Here is a 16,555-nt window from a genome sequence, read left to right as displayed (position 1 = left end):
CCTGATTATGCACCGTTTCGCCAATCCTGCCCGTTTCTTGCGCATCGCAAAGCCCCTTACGCCAGCTTTATTCTGGCCAGGGCTTTTGCTGACGCTTGCCGCGTGCATTTGGGGAATGTTTTTCACGCCGACTGAAAGGTTGATGGGAGATACGGTCAGGATTATTTTTGTGCATGTGCCGGCCGCTTGGCTTGGCATGGGTGGATGGACCGGCATTGCCATTGCCAGTATCATTCAACTTGTATGGCGGCACCCCCTGGCTGGGGTCGCGGCGCGTGCCATAGCTGTTCCTGGCGCGACCTTTGCGGCCATTTGTCTTATAACAGGCTCGATTTGGGGACGACCCACTTGGGGCACCTGGTGGGTATGGGACGGACGGCTGACCTCGATGCTGGTGCTGTTTTTTCTCTATCTTGGCTATATCGCGCTTTCCAACGCTTCAAGCGAGAAAGGCGACACTAGTCGCGTGGCTGCGGTTTTCGGCGTCATTGGCGCAGTGAATATTCCGATTATCAACCGGTCGGTAATCTGGTGGGAAAGCCAGCATCAAAAGGCGAGCATAACCCTGGGCGGTTCGTCCATTGATACTGCCTATCTCATTCCTTTATTCGCCGCCGTTGCGGGCTTTAGCCTATTGTTCGGCGCTCTCGTGTTGATGCGTATGCGCACGGCGCTGGCGGAGATGCGGATTGAGGCTCGGCTGCGCCGGATGGCGGAGGTATAATGCCACACGCGCCATTTATCATCGCTTCCTACGTGTTCACAGGCTTGGGCATGACGTGGCTGATAGTGTCGAGCTACGTTTCGATGCGCCGGGCAGAGGCTTCGGCAGATGAATTGAGGGAGCGGTCATGAAGCCCAAGCATCAGCGTCTTGTGCTGGCAGCAGTCGCCGTCGTTGCTCTGATAGGGGCCGGCCTCATAGCTGCATCAGCTTTGCGTGAAGAGGCGTCCTATTTCTATACGCCAACGACCTTGGCCTCCGCGAAGGTCGAGCCCGGAAAGGCCATCAGGCTGGGCGGGATGGTGCAAAAAGGTTCAATACAGCGCGGCGCCGACGGTGTCTCGATAACCTTTATCGTGCAGGACCAGGCTCGCAGTCAAAAGGTAGCCTATCGTGGCATAACCCCCGATCTGTTTGTTGAAGGCTCCGGGGTGGTCGCCGATGGCCGCCTCAGGCCCGACCGGGTGTTTGTGGCCGAAAGCCTGCTTGCCAAGCATGACGAAAATTACGTTCCCAAGGAATTGGCCGACATCGACATGACTGCGGCTGAACATACCAAGGACACGCTGGTACCATGAAGGCTTTGGCCCAATGAAAGTTCTGACATGATGGCTGAAGCAGGTTTGGCGGCCTTATGGCTGGCCGCGTCAATGGCACTGCTTCAGCTTTTGGGCGGACTGACATTGTTGCGCGGCGGGGCAGGGCAGTTGGTGCCGCTGATTAAGCCCGCTGCTTATGTGCAAGGTGCCTTGTGTGCCTTTGCCTTCTTCGCGTTAATGTGGTTGTTTTACGTTACCGATCTGTCGGTACTTCTGGTCGCCAGCAACAGCCATATCGACAAGCCAATGATTTTCAAACTTGCTGGCACATGGGGCAATCATGAAGGCTCCATGCTGCTGTGGGTGGCAGTGCTTTCAGTATCGGGCGCCGCCATTGCCTTGCTTGAAAAGCGCATTGATCCGAAGACCTTGTATGCGACTCTTGCCGTGCAGGGTTTCCTTGCACTGGGCTTTTTTGCGTTCCTGCTGTTCGCATCAAATCCGTTTGAGCGGCTTGTGCCAGCGCCTGTCGAAGGTGCAGGGCTCAACCCGTTGCTTCAGGACGTCGGACTCGCCTTTCATCCGCCGACACTTTATTTCGGATATGTCGGCCTCTCCATCGCATTCTCCTTTGCGGTTGGCGCGTTATTGACCAATCAGGTGGGCCCTGCGTTCGCCCGCGCCATGCGGCCATGGGTATTGGCGGCCTGGATTTTCCTGACCATTGGTATCGCTGCCGGCAGCTACTGGGCTTATTATGAGCTCGGCTGGGGTGGCTGGTGGTTTTGGGATCCCGTTGAGAATGCCTCGCTAATGCCGTGGCTTGCAGCGACGGCTTTGCTTCATTCGGTTAGCGTCCTTGCGACGCGGAACGCGCTTCGTGCATGGACCATTATGCTGGCCTTGGTGGCATTTGCCATGTCGATGGCAGGTACATTCCTTGTGCGGTCAGGGATATTGACCAGCGTGCATGCCTTTGCCGTCGATCCCGAACGTGGGTCTTTCATCCTTGCTCTGATGCTGTTGTATACAGGTCTTGCCTTCGTCATTTTCGCACTGCGGATCGGCACGGTGAAGCAAGGTGAACCATTTCAGCTGGTAAGCCGCGAAGGCGGCATCGTTGCCAATAACATCTTCCTCAGCGTGATACTGGCTGTCGTGTTGATCGGCACACTCTACCCGCTCGCAGCGGAGGCCATGGGCGACAAGATTTCGGTTGGGCCACCTTATTTCAACAAGGCGACAGTCCCTATCGCAGTGCTTTTGATGCTTGCCCTGCTTGTCGGCCCGTTGTTACGCTGGCGCCGCGACGAGCTGAAACGGATAAAATATTGGCTGATTGCGGCGGCGGCAATCATATTGTGGAGCGGCATTGCGGTTTGGAAGCTAGCGCCGGAAGTCGGCATATTCCCGCTTCTGGGCATCGCATTGTCCTTGGCCCTTGCGGTTGCGGCGTGGTTGCCACTTCGGGGCCGCAAATTGCTGCGTACACCGCTGCCGATCTTTGGCATGGTCATAGCGCATTTCGGCATTGCGGTGAGCGTCTTTGGCATGGCGGCAGAGTCCGGTTTTTCCAAGGAGACACTTACGGCACTTGCACCGGGAGAAAGCGCGGAAGTGGCAGGCTGGAAGGTAAGGCTGGATGACGTAAATCCTGTTGTGGGCGACAATTGGGTGGCGATTGAAGGCGAAATGATTGCTGGTAAAAACGGCAATGCCTTTGTTCTGCGGCCGCAGGCACGCCAGTTCTTCCGCCCGGAAATGCAAACAAGCGAGGCGGCGTTGCTTACCCGCTGGAATGGCCAATTATACGCGGTCATCGCGCAACCTGACCAAGAAGGCGATGGCCGTTGGCAGGTCCGTCTGTGGTGGAAACCTTTTGTGACGTTCATCTGGTATGGCGGATTATTGATCGCCCTTGGCGGGATGATTGCCCTGTTTGGCCGTATATTCCGACGAGCCAAGAAACCTCTGACCAACAAGTGGGAACGCGCGTGAACCGGCCCTGGCTTTTGTGGATACCACTTGCCGTCGTCGCTTTCATTGGCGGGCTGGCAATCTATGGCTTGGCTGTGCCGAAGGATGACCAAGTTTATTCAGCGATGATTGGCAAGAAATTGCCCGAATTTGCACTACCTCCAGCAACGACGGGCGTGCTGCCGTTGGCAAATACAGACATGGCGGACGGCAAACCGCGTCTGCTCAACATTTTTGCCAGCTGGTGCATCCCGTGCAAGGCCGAAGCACCGCAGCTTGAGGCATTGAAGGAAGCGGGCGTCGAGATTGACGCCATTGCCATTCGCGACCGGCCAGAGGATGTCGCAGCCTTTTTAGCCGAGTTCGGCAACCCGTTCCGGCGTATCGGTTCGGACAGCGAACTGGCGGTACAATTGAAGCTCGGGTCGTCCGGCGTTCCTGAAACTTATGTCATCTGATGCGACGGTACAATCTTGTTCCAGCATATCGGCGACATCAGGGCGGAACATGTGCCCATGCTGATTGAAAAGGTGAACGCTGCGAAATGAAGGCGTTTCTACCCATTTTGCTGATAATGGCCGCTCCGGCTCTTGCGCAAGGCAGTGGTCCAACCCCCGCTCTGGCCAACCGGCAGCTTGCGGATTCCGTCAAAGAAGCTGAGGCGACCCGTCTGATGCACAGCTTGCGCTGTATCCAGTGCCAGGGCCAGTCCATCGCCGATAGCGATGCGCCCATGGCAGCTTCAATGCGAGCCGAGGTGCGGCAGCAAATCGCCGCCGGGCAAGACCCCGAGACCATTCGGACTTGGATGATTGACCGCTATGGGGAATGGGTGAGTTTTGAGCCTGATATGAAAGGCGCGGGGCTATTGCTGTGGCTGACGCCTCTTATTGTGTTGCTGGTGTCTTTATGGCTCGCCCGCGGCCTATTTCGGAGACGCACATGAACGGCTGGGTCGCACTTGGTATTCTATCGATCATGAGTCTTGCGGTGCTGGTGTTTTTCGTGCGCAGGTCGAAAGGGCTGTGGCAGATCGCTGCAGCAGCGGTTTTATTGGGAATGACAGGCTATGCGCTTCAGGGGCGTCCCGCAACACCGCCGTCTCCTGCAAAACCGGTTGCCGCAAGCGAGGTTGCCGCAACGCAGCTGGTTGCGATCCGCGCTGACATGGACCAGAGCTTTGGCAGCGCCAAACGGTGGCTCGTAACAGCCGATTCCTTTGCCAAGCAGGGCGATTATACGTTGTCGGCGGCCTATATCCAATCTGGCCTGAAAACGGATCCGCAAAATCCCGATTTGTGGTCCGCACTTGGTCTGCAACTGATGCTGGCGAGTGAAGGACAAATGTCCCCGCCGGCCCAGCTGGCGTTCGACAAGGCGCGCGCCATTAGGCCGAATTATCCCGCGCCTTATTACTTTGCCGGGCTGGCGCGATTGTTTGCCGGCGACCTTGATGGCGCGATTTTGCTGTGGGAAAAAACCGTTTCACTCGCGACGCCAAAAGCGAAATGGAAAGCGCGCATTGAGTCGCAACTGCAGGCCGCAAAGGCTCTTCAAGCGCAAGCTGCACAGAAACAATCAGATGTTCCGCCTAATTAACTGAAATTAATATATTTTTACGCAAATCACGACGAAATTTGCTTTGTTGTGAAGGTTTGGGTGCCATGCTATTGCCCGCGCCCCAGCCACCGTTAAGTTGGCAAATGGGGCAAAAGCCGGGGAAACAATATGGTTGGACCGCAAGCAGACGATTTTGGTCATAGTGACCAAGATCACCAAGACAGCCATGCCCCAAAAGGCTCGCTGTTGGCGCTATGCGTGGGTACCATCGGCGTCGTATTCGGCGATATCGGGACAAGCCCGATCTATGCTTTCCGTGAGACCTTTGCGGGTCACCATCCGATAACACCTGACCCGATGCACATCAAAGGTGTGCTTAGCCTCGTTTTTTGGTCGATGATGATTGTTGTGACCTTTAAATATGTGTTCACAATCATGAAGGCCGACAACAAAGGAGAGGGCGGAAGCCTGGCGCTTTTGGCGCTGATTAACCGTCAGACGGCTGGCGCAAAATGGACCGCTCCATTTGTGATGCTTGGCGTGTTCGCGACTGCCCTATTTTATGGCGACTCCATGATTACACCGGCGATGTCGATTCTGTCGGCAGCGGAGGGTCTGAAATATGTCAGCGAGGGTTTTAGCGCATGGATTTTGCCGATAGCTGTCGTGATTATCGGCGGTCTTTTTGCATTTCAGTCACGTGGCACCGCGAAGGTCGGCGCGTGGTTCGGGCCAATCATGCTGGTCTATTTTACGACACTGGCGGGGCTGGGCCTGTTGCACCTGACTAAAATGCCAACCATCATATTTGATGTGCTCAACCCGTTAAATGCGTTCTATTTTTTCTACATCGACGGGTTCCGGGCGTTTGTGGCGATGGGCACTGTCGTGCTAGCTGTAACTGGCGCAGAAGCGCTTTATGCCGATATGGGGCATTTCGGGCGGCGACCTATCAAGTTCAGCTGGCTGTTTTTTGTTTTGCCGGCCTTGATGCTCAATTATATGGGGCAGGGGGCCATGATATTGTCCATGACACCCGAAGAGGCGCAGGTCGCAATACGCGATCCGTTCTTCCTCATGGTGCCGGAACTCCTCAGTACGCCTGTAATTTTCCTCACGATCATGGCGGCCATCATTGCAAGCCAAGCGGTGATTTCGGGCGCATTCTCCTTAACGCAGCAGGCGATACAGTTGGGCTTCATGCCGCGCCTGAGCATCTTGCACACCAGTGAGAAAGCTGCGGGACAGATTTATATCCCGGCGATCAATTGGGGCCTGGCTGTGATGGTATTGCTGCTGGTACTTTTCTTCCAGTCCTCGTCCAATCTGGCGGCGGCCTATGGCATCGCGGTGACGGGCGCGATGTTCATCGACACCTGCCTGATCGCAGTCGTCCTGCTCTCACTCTGGAAATGGCCAAAGTGGAAAGCGCTGCCGATCCTTGCTTTGTTCTTTATCGTCGATTTTGCTTATCTGGGTGCAAACCTGTTGAAAGTGCCCTCGGGTGGATGGGTGCCTCTGCTGATAGGCTTGGTCATATTTACGTTACTGACGACATGGTCGCGGGGCCGTGCCTTAATGCGTGAACGCATGGCCGAAAGCACGATGCCGATGGAGATATTCATAAAGTCAGCTGCCAACAGTGCTACCCGCGTTCCGGGCACCGCCATATTCATGGCCTCCGCTGCGAGCGGCGTGCCATCGGCATTGCTGCATAATATCAAGCACAACCGGATATTGCACGAACGCGTAATAATTCTGACCGTACAGATTGAGGATGTCCCATATGTTGATGGTGCCGACCGCATTTTCTGTAAGGATTTAGGGGAAGGCTTTTACCGCGTGAAAATGCGGTTCGGCTTTTTGGAAGAAACCAATGTTCCTGCAACGCTAGACATGGTCGACCTGTGCGGACCGAAATTCGATATGATGCAGACCAGCTTCTTCCTTTCGCGTCAGACATTAATTGCATCCAAAGTGCCGGGAATGGCGCTTTGGCGGGAGAAGATATTCGCTTGGATGCTCCGCAACGCCGCCAATGCGATGGAGTTTTTCAAACTGCCAAGCAATCGCGTCGTTGAGCTGGGCAGTCAGGTCGAAATCTGACCCAATCTGCTGCAGGTACCCGTAAGAAGGACCTTACTGTAACAAAATGACGGAAATGTAATTTAATACTAGACGAATGTTGCTGACTGTCGCTATCGGACTGTCATAATGAACGCGCACATCGCCATTTCGCTCCTTCTACGACTTACACGCCCTTAGGCGTGCCTGTTTTGTCGGCCCTGTCCGGCAACCCGCCTAAGGGCTTCAACCACCAGAATCTAAAAGCCCGGTATCGGGCACCTTAGCGAAGTTGCCATTTATCATGATGTTATCCGACCCATCCCGCAAATACCGACCGTTTCCGCAGGTCAATCTGCCCGACCGCCATTGGCCAAACCGGACCATCGACCGCGCACCGCGCTGGCTTTCAACCGACTTGCGCGATGGCAATCAGGCATTGATTGATCCTATGGGCGCGGAGAAAAAGAAGCGCTTTTTTGACCTGCTGCTTAAAGTTGGCGTCAAAGAAATAGAGGTCGGCTTTCCAAGTTCGGGGGCCACGGACTTCGACTTTATCCGTGGCCTCGTCGACGGGGGGCATATTCCCGACGACGTCATCATTCAAAGCCTGACCCAGTCGCGACGCGACCTGATCGAGAAAACATTTGAGAGTATGGCGGACGCGCCCCGTGCCATCGTACATCTGTACAATGCTGTCAGCCCGGCCTGGCGCGATATAGTCTTCAACCTCGACAAGCCGGGCGTAAAGGCCATTGCGGTCGAAGGCGCTAGCATCCTCAGGGAGCAGGCAGCGAAATATCCGCAAACCGACTGGCATTTTGAATATAGCCCTGAAACATTTTCGACCGCTGAGCTCGAGTTCAGCCTTGAAGTATGCGAAGCAGTGATGGAGGTTCTGCGACCTACCAGTGAAAAGCCGCTCATTCTGAATCTGCCCGCAACGGTCGAAGCGGCAATGCCAAACATCTATGCCGACCAGGTCGAGTGGATGTGTCGCAACATAAGCGCGCGCGATCATGTCGTTATTAGTCTTCACCCGCATAATGACCGTGGCAGCGGTATTGCAGCGGCCGAACTGGGTTTGCTTGCAGGTGGAGACCGTATTGAAGGCTGTTTGTTTGGCAATGGCGAGCGCACCGGCAATGTCGACCTGGTCACGTTGGCCCTCAATATGTATACGCAGGGGTTGAACCCGGGCCTTGATTTCAGCGACATCGACGAGGTGATCCGCACCGTCGAATATTGCAATCAATTGCCCGTCCATCCGCGTCATCCTTATGCCGGGGAACTTGTATTTACAGCCTTCTCCGGGTCACATCAGGACGCAATTAAGAAGGGTTTTGCTGCCCATGATCGTCAGAATGACCAAATCTGGCGCGTGCCTTATTTGCCGATTGACCCAGCGGACCTGGGTCGCAATTACGAAGCGGTCATCCGGGTCAATTCGCAGAGCGGCAAGGGCGGCGTGGCATGGGTCATCGAGCAGGACCAAGGTCTTAAATTACCCAAGCGGATGCAGGCTAATTTCTCGAATAGTGTGCAGGAGCTATCAGACCGGACTGGACGGGAGCTTACAAGTGCTGATATCTGGGAAGCATTTGAAACGCGCTATCATCTCAAGGGTGACGGCCGCTTCCGCTTGATCGACTTTCATGAGAGCCAAAGCCCACGGCAATCCGCCGAGCGCATTTTTGCAGGCACCATACGGATTGACGGCGTTGAACAAAGCGTAAGCGGCCGCGGCAACGGGCTGATCTCAAGCCTTGCCAATGCGCTTGAGGAAGCCCTTGGCGGTCCGCTGGACATCATCGACTATAGCGAGCACGCCATTGGCCATGGCACCGACGCACGTGCTGCCGCCTATGTCGAATGCCGCGTGGGTGACGGCCCGATATTGTTTGGCGTTGGCATCAGTCAAGATGTAGCCACAGCGTCCGTGAGGGCAATTTTAAGCGCTGCCAACGGAGTCCGGTAGCCCGTTTCAGGAAGAAGCCTAGCTGCTTTCCGGCAAGTGCCCCGAGGCCACGATGCAGCGGTCCGCTAATATCATGGCTTCGGTCTGCGGCATTCCGAACAACCAACCCTGGCCGAACTGGCATCCGAACGATTCCAGTTCGGCCTGCTGGAATTCATTCTCGACGCCTTCAACGACTACATTCATGCCAAGCGAATCGGCGAGCTGTTTCATCGCCAGCACAAATGACCAATCCGCATTGGCGTCCAGATGCCCGCTGATGAATGACTGGTCGATTTTAAGCGTATCAAATGGCATCGACTGCAAATAAGCGAGCGACGAGTACCCCGTCCCAAAATCATCGATGCTAACCAGAATACCCATGGCATTTAACTGGGTGATCGTGCGCGCCGAGTGAGACGGGTTGATGGCTGCAGTGCTTTCGGTCAGTTCCAGCCTGATCCATTTGGGATCTGCACCAGTTTCCAGCAGGATGTCCCGGACGAGGGTAACGAAATGAAGCTGCTGGAACTGCTGAAGTGCAACGTTTACGCTGATGTAAAGGCTGGCGCTCTGCGAATTGCTTGCATGAAAACGTACTGCCGAACGGCACGCCTCGCGTAGCACCCAAGTTCCGATAGGCACAATCAGGCCGCATGCCTCTGCCGTTGGTATAAAATCGTCCGGCATGACGATGGTGTCGTGTGCCTTGCGCCACCTGACCAACGCTTCGAAGCCAACCGTTTCGCGATCAGAGAGTGATACGATAGGCTGAAAATGCAGCTCAAAGGCGGAGCTTTCAACCGCTCGCCGCAGATCGATTTCCAGATCGAGTCGCGCGAGTGCTGCATTTCGCATTTCAGCCGTAAAATGATAAGTTTGTTCCGGCCCTTCCGTTTTGGCCTCATACATTGCAACGTCTGCGTCGCGCAGTAACTCCTGCGCATTCTCGTATTCCGGTCCGTTAAGTGCGATGCCTATGCTGGCCACTGCCTGTACCTCATTCATTCCGATGCGATGGATTGGGCGCAGGCATTTGTGGATTTCAGCCGCTATGTCGTTTGCGATATCTCGGACATCGATGCTTTGAACCAGCATGACAAATTCATCACCGCCGACACGCGCCAGAGACACGCGATCAACCCAATCTTCGCCATCGAAAGTTTTCGCGACATGACGTAACCGGTTTGCCATCTCCACAACCAATACATCGCCCGAGCTATGCCCCAGCGTATCATTGACAAGCTTGAAGCCATCGAGGCCGACGTAAATTACCGCCGTTTTGTAGTCTGCCTTTCGTTTCTCTTCTGCAAAAGCCGACTCGATTTCGGTCTCAAATGCTGTGCGGTTGGGCAAGCCGGTCAGGGGATCGGTTGAGGCATTCTTGAAAAGCATATCCGCATGCCGCGCGCGTTTGAACACTCTTCCAAGCTGCGTGCCAATTTGCAGAAGAACGTCCATCAACTGTTCGCTGGGTTTGATGGAATCGGGTTGGTAAAACTCCATGGCGCCTACGAGTTCGTGGCCCATGATGATCGGCACAGAAATACTGCTCCGCAATCCGGCGCGCTTGGCGGCAGCGGCGCGCGTGAAAGCATGTTGAGCATAAATATCCGGGGTCCAGATGGGGCTATTTTCCAGAAACAACCGCCCTGGAACCGATGCGCAGGGCCATGCTACGATTTTGCGGGAAGCCTCGAGGAATGGAAAGGCCACATCCTGGTGTAGCGAGAACCAAATGTCCGAACCTTCAAGCCTTTCGTCCCCCTTTGGTCCGGTCCGCAGCAAGGCGTGCCCAACTGACCAGACTTGCTGTTCACAAATCTCCTTAAGAGCGAACTGCAATGCCTGGGTTGGACAGTCACAGTCGTTTGCAAAGCTCGATATCCGATTAAGCAGTTTTAGCTGGTCTTGGCTGATGTAAAGTTTGCGCAAGCCAGCTTCAGCGATATCTTCCGCGGTGCGTCTGGCTGCCTTTTCCCTGATCACTTCGCGTTCCAGGCGATGAATTGTGGCGTGAAGTTGTTTGATATCCTGAACTACGTGCTCGTCAGTTACGACACTCATTTCCACACCAGCTTGATATGGCACATGGCGGCTCCGTCGTGCATGCAGGTCGGTTGGTGTACCTCAATGATCTCGTCATAGTGCTTGGCAAGTCCAAGAATGAAACCTTGCGCCAGATGGCAAAGTTTCCGGGGAGAATTATAACCCATGCTGATGGTGTTTTCCGCTTCGACGAAATTGAAATGTGGACAGGCTGCACCTGAATATAACTTCTGCACTTCAGGATGGATAATGGTATTCAAACCTAAAATAAAGGCGCGGGCGTTCGGCGCGTCATGGAAAAATTTGGAGTATCTCTCGAAGAGCAACGGAATGGATTCTTCTCCGATCATATGCAGCAGTTCCGGCTCCTCAGTGGCCGTCATATCGGCACATGCGGCTACCAACTGGAACAGCTCTGCATCGGGATAGCTTCCAAGTGACGTGTAAACACCCGGTAACCCGGTGACAGTAAGCATTTCGTCCCACGCAATTGGACCTAATTTTGATACTACGACTTCTTCAACAATGTTGAAAATAACACCCTTCATCCCAGCCCCGTAAATTTCTTTAATCCGTTTCGACCAATACGGCCGGGGCCATTTAAACTTTAGCGGGCCGTTTATTTAGTCGACTCAGCCCATTCGGAGGGATCGCCAAGTCTCGGAAATGCTGCGTCTGCCGCTACGGAACGGCTTGTCCCGAACCGGCCATTTGACAGCCGTCACATGCTGTGGCTAACCGGCGTTTAATCAGTGAATTAACAAGGGATTCGACATATGGCACTTCCGGCAATTTTCGATAATCTTCGGCTTCCGGTGATCGGTTCGCCGCTGTTCATCGTATCGGGTCCGGAGCTGGTCATCGCGCAGTGTAAGGCGGGAATTGTAGGTTCGTTTCCGGCACTTAACGCCCGCCCGCAAGCACAGCTTGACGAATGGCTGCATCAGATTACCGAAGAACTGGCAGCGCATAACAGGGAAAATCCAGATCGCCCGGCAGCGCCCTATGCGGTAAATCAGATCGTGCATAAATCCAATAATCGCTTGCAAGAAGACATTGCGACCTGCGCGAAATGGCAGGTGCCGATCACCATCACCTCGCTCGGTGCTCAGGTTGAATTGAATGATGCGGTACATTCATGGGGCGGACTTGTGCTGCATGACGTCATTAACGACCGTTTTGCGCATAAGGCGATCGAGAAGGGTGCCGACGGCCTGATTCCCGTGGCGGCTGGCGCTGGCGGCCACGCGGGCGTAACGTCGCCATTTGCGTTGATGCGTGAAATTCGTGAATGGTTCGACGGGCCAGTGGCATTGTCAGGCTCCATCGCGCACGGTGCATCGGTGCTTGCGGCACAGGCAATGGGCGCAGACTTTGGCTATATCGGCAGCGCGTTTATTGCCACCAAAGAGGCCAATGCCGTGGACGGCTACAAGGAAAACATTGTCGAGGCGAAGGCAGCCGACATTGTGTATTCGGACCTGTTCACGGGCGTTAGCGGCAATTACCTGCGCCAGTCGATCGAGCGCGCCGGAATGGACCCGAACAACCTGCCTAAGGGCGATATCTCCACAATGAACTTTGGTTCAGGCGGCAACAGCGAGGCCAAGGCGTGGAAGGATATCTGGGGCTCGGGTCAGGGCATTGGCGCAATCAAGGAAGTCCAAACCGTCGCGCAGTTTGTTGATCAGCTGGAGGCGGAGTATCGCGCGGCGAAAGCCAGCCTTGATGCGCGCTATTTGGGGTAAATGAACGTATTCCTGCGCCTAATCGCAACGAAAATTTATCACGCAAAGCCGCAAAGACGCAAAGAAGAAGAGTCCTTCCTTTCCTTCTTTGCGCCTTCGCGACTTTGCGTGAGATAATTTAAAGTTTAGCTCGCCTTTTCAAAGGCTACGCTGATGTCCAAGGTCACGTCATCCGAAATCATGGGAATGGCATAGCCAATGCCGAATTCGCTGCGTTTGATAACTGATGTGGCGTGGAAGCCTACGGTCGCCTTCTTGTTAAACGGGTTGTTGCCAGCGCCTGAAAATTTGGTGTCCAGCACGACGGGCTTGGTAACACCGTTTAAGGTCAGATTGCCCGTGATTTTTGCGGTTGTGCCATCGGCCATCACGCTGGTTGAAACAAACTTGGCATCGGTAGGTGCCGGGCCGAAAAAGTCTGCCTTGCCGCCGTCCTTGCCCGCGCGCAACAAATGTTCAGTCAGACCAGAGCTGGCGGTGGTTACCTTGCCAACGGGAATGGTAATGTCGACCTTGGCCGCATTCGGGTTTGCGGGGTCAAGTGTCAGCGTGCCGGTTGCATCGCCAAAAATGCCGAAATAGTCGTTGAAGCCAAAATGGCTGACGCGCCAGCCGACAAGCGTGTGGCCAGGATCAGTGTTGTAGGTTCCGGCGGTTACGCGGGCGACCTCCATCGTACCGGGAACCTGAGGCGCGCTTTGCGCGATCAGTGGCACAGCAACAAGGAGGGGAAGGGCACATAAAAGCTTACGCATGGGAATGCTCCAGACAGTAAAAAGGGGAAGCACCAATGTCGGTGCCTCCCCCAGATGAGTCAAGCTAGGAAAAAGGGCTTAGTTTTTCGCCTGATCCACCAGTTTGTTTTTCGCGATCCATGGCATCATTGCACGCAACTTTGCGCCTGTTGCCTCAATTGGATGGGCTGCCGCAGCCTTGCGTGCTGCCTTCAATTCAGGCTGCCCAGCGCGGTTATCCAACACGAAGTTTTTCACGAAACGGCCGGACTGGATGTCGGCGAGAACGCGCTTCATTTCAGCCTTTGTTTCGTCCGTGATGATGCGTGGGCCAGTGGTGATGTCACCATATTCTGCGGTGTTCGAAATTGAATAACGCATGTTGGCAATGCCGCCTTCATATAGAAGGTCGACGATCAGCTTGGTTTCGTGCAAGCATTCGAAATAGGCCATTTCTGGAGCATAACCAGCTTCAGTCAATGTCTCGAACCCAGCCTGGATCAGGTGGGTGATCCCGCCGCACAACACGGCTTGCTCACCAAACAGGTCGGTTTCACACTCTTCGCGGAAGTTGGTTTCAATGATGCCGCTGCGGCCGCCGCCAACGCCGCTAGCATATGCAAGCGCAATGTCATGGGCATTGCCGCTGGAATTTTGAGCGACAGCGATCAGGCACGGCACGCCGCCACCCTTTTGATATTCGCTGCGCACGGTGTGCCCGGGGCCTTTTGGTGCGATCATGATGACGTCAATGTCAGCGCGCGGTTCAATGAGGCCGAAGTGGATGTTGAGCCCATGGGCAAAGGCCAAAGCCGCGCCGGGCTTCATGTTCGCGTGCAAGTCGTCGGCATAAATGGCAGCCTGATGTTCGTCAGGGGCCAGCACCATAAGGATATCGGCCCAAGCGGCCGCGTCGGCATTTGCCAATACCTTGAAGCCGGCGGTCTCCGCCTTTTGGGCTGTGGCCGACCCAGCGCGCAGGGCAATGGCTACATCAGCAATGCCGCTGTCGCGCAAATTCTGCGCGTGGGCGTGACCTTGACTGCCATAACCAACAATCGCGACCTTTTTATCTTTGATCAGGCCCAAGTCGCAATCTGCGTCGTAATATACTTTCATTCTTCCGTCCCTTTATCGATAAATATGTTAACTTGCGTCCGCTCCGCGCATCAGGCCGACAATTCCAGTCCGGCCAACCTCTACAAGCCCGACTTCGCGCATCAGCGTGACAAAAGTGTCGATCTTCTCCGGGCCACCGGTGATTTCAAAAATGAAGCTGTTGACGGTCGCATCGATGACCCGGGCACGATAAATGTCGGCAAGGCGCATTGCTTCGACCCGTTGGTCGCCAGCGCCATTGACTTTCACCAGCGCAAGCTCGCGCTCCACATGGGGCCCAGCTTCTGTAAGATCGGTCACTTTATGTACCGGAACAAGCCGTTCGCATTGCGCAATGATTTGATCAATTACGGGCGGCGGGCCTTTGGTGACGATAGTAATACGGCTGGTCGTATGGTCTTCGCTGATATCGGCCACGGTAAGGCTGTCGATGTTATAACCGCGCGAGGTGAACATACCGGCGATGCGTGCGAGCGTACCTGCCTCGTTATCGACGGTGAGCGTCAAAACGTGGCGCTCGGTAACTTCTTGCTTGATATGCATTATACGAGCGCCTTTGCTTCGTCGTCCATAGTGCCCGATACTTCGTCCGCATGCAGAATCATATCCGTGTGCGCCGCGCCTGAAGGGATCATGGGGAAACAGTTTGAAGTTTTGTGCACTCGGCAATCAAACATGACGGGCCCGTCATGGGCAAGCATCTCGGCGATAGCATCGTCAAGCTTGGCTGGGTCATCACAGCGTATTCCCTTCCAACCATAAGCTTCGGCTAAAGCCACAAAATCCGGCAGGCTATCGGAATAGCTTTCGGAATATCGGCTTTCATACGTTAGTTCTTGCCACTGTCGCACCATGCCCATCCATTCATTGTTTAGGATGAAAACTTTGACGGGTAGGCGATATTGTGTCGCCGTGGCCATTTCCTGAATATTCATCTGGATGGATGCTTCACCGGCAATATCGATTACCAAGGCATCAGGATGGCCCATTTGTGCGCCGATCGCGGCGGGGAGGCCATAGCCCATCGTTCCCAGCCCACCGCTTGTCAGCCACTTGTTAGGTGCGTCAAAATGGAAATGTTGCGCCGCCCACATTTGGTGCTGTCCAACCTCTGTCGTGATGATTGGGGCCTTGTCTTTTGTAGCTTCAAACAAGCGTTCAATTGCATATTGCGGCATGATCTCCTGTGTGCTGCCAGGATAGCTCAGGCAATCCACCGCACGCCAACCGGCAATCCGTGACCACCATTCGTCGAGTTGCTGCTTCTTATACTTCCGGCCTTTCCATACATCGATCATCTGACGCATGGCCATGCCAACATCGGCGACGATGGGCACATCAACGCGGATCGTCTTGTTGATCGAGCTTCGGTCGATATCGATATGTATTTTGATGCTGTTCGGTGAAAAAGCATCAAGACGGCCCGTCACCCGGTCATCAAATCGCGCGCCAAGACAAACCATGACGTCACACTGGTTCATAGCCATATTGGCTTCATACGTACCGTGCATGCCGAGCATGCCAAGCCAGGCTTCGCCAGATGCGGGGTATGCGCCAAGTCCCATCAATGTCGATGTCACGGGTGCACCGGTCAGTTCGGCCAATTCCCGCAAAGCTGCGCTCGCTTCTGGGCCGGAATTGATGATGCCGCCGCCAGTGTAAAGTATGGGCGCCTTGGCGTTGGCGATCAACTCTACTGCGCGGTTAATTTCGGAATAGTCCGCTTCGCCAGCGTAAGTGAACCGTGTCGGAGTTGGACGCCTTACGTCAGTTGCTGCGGTGGCGACCTGAACATTTTTGGGAATGTCGATCACGACCGGCCCGGGACGGCCCTTAGTCGCGATGGCAAAAGCCTCACGCACAACGGTGGCCAGTTCGGCAGGATCTTTCACCAAGTAATTGTGCTTGGAACAATGGCGTGTGATGCCAACGGTGTCGGCTTCCTGAAACGCATCGGTACCAATCAAGTTGGTTGCAACCTGTCCTGTCAGTACGATTAAAGGGATAGAGTCGAGAAATGCGTCTGCAATACCCGTCACGGCATTTGTAGCGCCGGGGCCAGATGTTACGAGAACTACGCCGGGT

Annotated in this window: 16 protein-coding genes; 10 read left to right on the top strand and 6 right to left on the bottom strand. The window is 54.8% G+C overall.

Annotation, left to right across the window (positions count from 1 at the left end):
- Positions 1-7: 7 nt before the first annotated feature.
- The 9 genes from ccmC (at position 8) to leuA (ending at position 8,841) form a co-directional block, all read left to right on the top strand.
- Entirely contained in the window at positions 8-724 is a 717-nt protein-coding gene (gene ccmC / locus ACK4S7_RS07235; protein ID WP_409645451.1) for a heme ABC transporter permease CcmC, read from the top strand.
- Complete coding sequence (gene ccmD, locus ACK4S7_RS07230; RefSeq protein ID WP_409645448.1) at positions 724-855, top strand: heme exporter protein CcmD; 132 nt, start codon at positions 724-726, stop codon at positions 853-855. Before ccmC ends, ccmD begins: the two co-directional genes overlap by 1 nt.
- Entirely contained in the window at positions 852-1,301 is a 450-nt protein-coding gene (ccmE, locus tag ACK4S7_RS07225; protein ID WP_409645446.1) for a cytochrome c maturation protein CcmE, read from the top strand. Before ccmD ends, ccmE begins: the two co-directional genes overlap by 4 nt.
- 27 nt (positions 1,302-1,328) lie before the next feature.
- Positions 1,329-3,260 carry a heme lyase CcmF/NrfE family subunit gene (locus tag ACK4S7_RS07220; protein WP_409645444.1) on the top strand — a complete coding sequence of 644 codons (1,932 nt, stop codon included), beginning with the start codon at positions 1,329-1,331 and terminating at the stop codon, positions 3,258-3,260.
- Positions 3,257-3,697, top strand: coding sequence for a redoxin family protein (locus tag ACK4S7_RS07215; RefSeq protein WP_409645441.1), 441 nt, complete (start codon positions 3,257-3,259; stop codon positions 3,695-3,697). The genes ACK4S7_RS07220 and ACK4S7_RS07215 overlap by 4 nt, the downstream gene beginning before the upstream one ends.
- 116 nt (positions 3,698-3,813) lie before the next feature.
- A complete protein-coding gene (locus ACK4S7_RS07210) occupies positions 3,814-4,185 on the top strand; it encodes a cytochrome c-type biogenesis protein (protein ID WP_409645439.1) in 372 nt (123 codons plus the stop codon).
- Positions 4,182-4,838: a hypothetical protein gene (locus ACK4S7_RS07205; RefSeq protein WP_409645438.1), complete on the top strand. Its 657-nt coding sequence runs from the start codon at positions 4,182-4,184 to the stop codon at positions 4,836-4,838. The genes ACK4S7_RS07210 and ACK4S7_RS07205 overlap by 4 nt, the downstream gene beginning before the upstream one ends.
- A gap of 129 nt (positions 4,839-4,967) precedes the next feature.
- On the top strand, positions 4,968-6,905 hold the full coding sequence (locus tag ACK4S7_RS07200) for a potassium transporter Kup (RefSeq protein WP_409645436.1): 1,938 nt from the start codon (positions 4,968-4,970) through the stop codon (positions 6,903-6,905).
- A gap of 262 nt (positions 6,906-7,167) precedes the next feature.
- Positions 7,168-8,841: a 2-isopropylmalate synthase gene (gene leuA, locus ACK4S7_RS07195; RefSeq protein ID WP_409645435.1), complete on the top strand. Its 1,674-nt coding sequence runs from the start codon at positions 7,168-7,170 to the stop codon at positions 8,839-8,841.
- An 18-nt stretch (positions 8,842-8,859) separates the two neighbouring features.
- Here leuA and ACK4S7_RS07190 read toward each other — a convergent pair whose 3' ends face one another.
- A complete protein-coding gene (locus ACK4S7_RS07190; protein ID WP_409645433.1) occupies positions 8,860-10,911 on the bottom strand; it encodes a putative bifunctional diguanylate cyclase/phosphodiesterase in 2,052 nt (683 codons plus the stop codon).
- Positions 10,884-11,417, bottom strand: a complete 534-nt coding sequence (locus ACK4S7_RS07185; protein ID WP_409645432.1) for a heme NO-binding domain-containing protein — start codon at positions 11,415-11,417, stop codon at positions 10,884-10,886. Before ACK4S7_RS07185 ends, ACK4S7_RS07190 begins: the two co-directional genes overlap by 28 nt.
- 228 nt (positions 11,418-11,645) lie before the next feature.
- Here ACK4S7_RS07185 and ACK4S7_RS07180 point away from each other — a divergent pair, with 228 nt between their 5' ends.
- The gene (locus tag ACK4S7_RS07180; RefSeq protein WP_409645430.1) at positions 11,646-12,617 is read left to right on the top strand and encodes an NAD(P)H-dependent flavin oxidoreductase; all 972 of its coding nucleotides are present in this window, start codon (positions 11,646-11,648) and stop codon (positions 12,615-12,617) included.
- 125 nt (positions 12,618-12,742) lie between these two features.
- Here ACK4S7_RS07180 and ACK4S7_RS07175 read toward each other — a convergent pair whose 3' ends face one another.
- The 4 genes from ACK4S7_RS07175 to ilvB form a co-directional block, all read right to left on the bottom strand.
- Entirely contained in the window at positions 12,743-13,372 is a 630-nt protein-coding gene (locus ACK4S7_RS07175) for a YceI family protein (RefSeq protein ID WP_409645428.1), read from the bottom strand.
- 78 nt (positions 13,373-13,450) lie between these two features.
- On the bottom strand, positions 13,451-14,470 hold the full coding sequence (ilvC, locus tag ACK4S7_RS07170; RefSeq protein ID WP_409645427.1) for a ketol-acid reductoisomerase: 1,020 nt from the start codon (positions 14,468-14,470) through the stop codon (positions 13,451-13,453).
- A 27-nt stretch (positions 14,471-14,497) separates the two neighbouring features.
- Positions 14,498-15,013: an acetolactate synthase small subunit gene (gene ilvN, locus ACK4S7_RS07165; RefSeq protein WP_409645425.1), complete on the bottom strand. Its 516-nt coding sequence runs from the start codon at positions 15,011-15,013 to the stop codon at positions 14,498-14,500.
- Positions 15,013-16,555, bottom strand: a 1,543-nt coding sequence (gene ilvB / locus ACK4S7_RS07160) for a biosynthetic-type acetolactate synthase large subunit (protein ID WP_409645422.1), incomplete at its 5' end; no start/stop codon positions are given. The genes ilvB and ilvN, both read right to left, overlap by 1 nt.

The organism is Sphingorhabdus sp., from assembly GCF_046292425.1.
Classification (GTDB): domain Bacteria; phylum Pseudomonadota; class Alphaproteobacteria; order Sphingomonadales; family Sphingomonadaceae; genus Sphingorhabdus_B.
The sequence above is the reverse complement of the archived record's forward strand: the minus strand, read 5'-3'. Positions and strand labels throughout refer to the sequence as shown.

Excerpts from the sequence above, each read along its gene's own strand:
- ccmD (WP_409645448.1), top strand. The coding sequence starts at position 724 with ATGCCACACGCGCCATTTATCATCGCTTCCTACGTGTTCACAGGCTTG.
- ACK4S7_RS07200 (WP_409645436.1), top strand. The coding sequence starts at position 4,968 with ATGGTTGGACCGCAAGCAGACGATTTTGGTCATAGTGACCAAGATCAC.
- ACK4S7_RS07185 (WP_409645432.1), bottom strand. The coding sequence starts at position 11,417 with ATGAAGGGTGTTATTTTCAACATTGTTGAAGAAGTCGTAGTATCAAAA.
- ACK4S7_RS07205 (WP_409645438.1), top strand. The coding sequence starts at position 4,182 with ATGAACGGCTGGGTCGCACTTGGTATTCTATCGATCATGAGTCTTGCG.
- ACK4S7_RS07175 (WP_409645428.1), bottom strand. The coding sequence starts at position 13,372 with ATGCGTAAGCTTTTATGTGCCCTTCCCCTCCTTGTTGCTGTGCCACTG.
- leuA (WP_409645435.1), top strand. The coding sequence starts at position 7,168 with ATGATGTTATCCGACCCATCCCGCAAATACCGACCGTTTCCGCAGGTC.
- ccmE (WP_409645446.1), top strand. The coding sequence starts at position 852 with ATGAAGCCCAAGCATCAGCGTCTTGTGCTGGCAGCAGTCGCCGTCGTT.
- ccmC (WP_409645451.1), top strand. The coding sequence starts at position 8 with ATGCACCGTTTCGCCAATCCTGCCCGTTTCTTGCGCATCGCAAAGCCC.
- ACK4S7_RS07180 (WP_409645430.1), top strand. The coding sequence starts at position 11,646 with ATGGCACTTCCGGCAATTTTCGATAATCTTCGGCTTCCGGTGATCGGT.
- ilvN (WP_409645425.1), bottom strand. The coding sequence starts at position 15,013 with ATGCATATCAAGCAAGAAGTTACCGAGCGCCACGTTTTGACGCTCACC.
- ACK4S7_RS07220 (WP_409645444.1), top strand. The coding sequence starts at position 1,329 with ATGATGGCTGAAGCAGGTTTGGCGGCCTTATGGCTGGCCGCGTCAATG.
- ACK4S7_RS07210 (WP_409645439.1), top strand. The coding sequence starts at position 3,814 with ATGGCCGCTCCGGCTCTTGCGCAAGGCAGTGGTCCAACCCCCGCTCTG.
- ilvC (WP_409645427.1), bottom strand. The coding sequence starts at position 14,470 with ATGAAAGTATATTACGACGCAGATTGCGACTTGGGCCTGATCAAAGAT.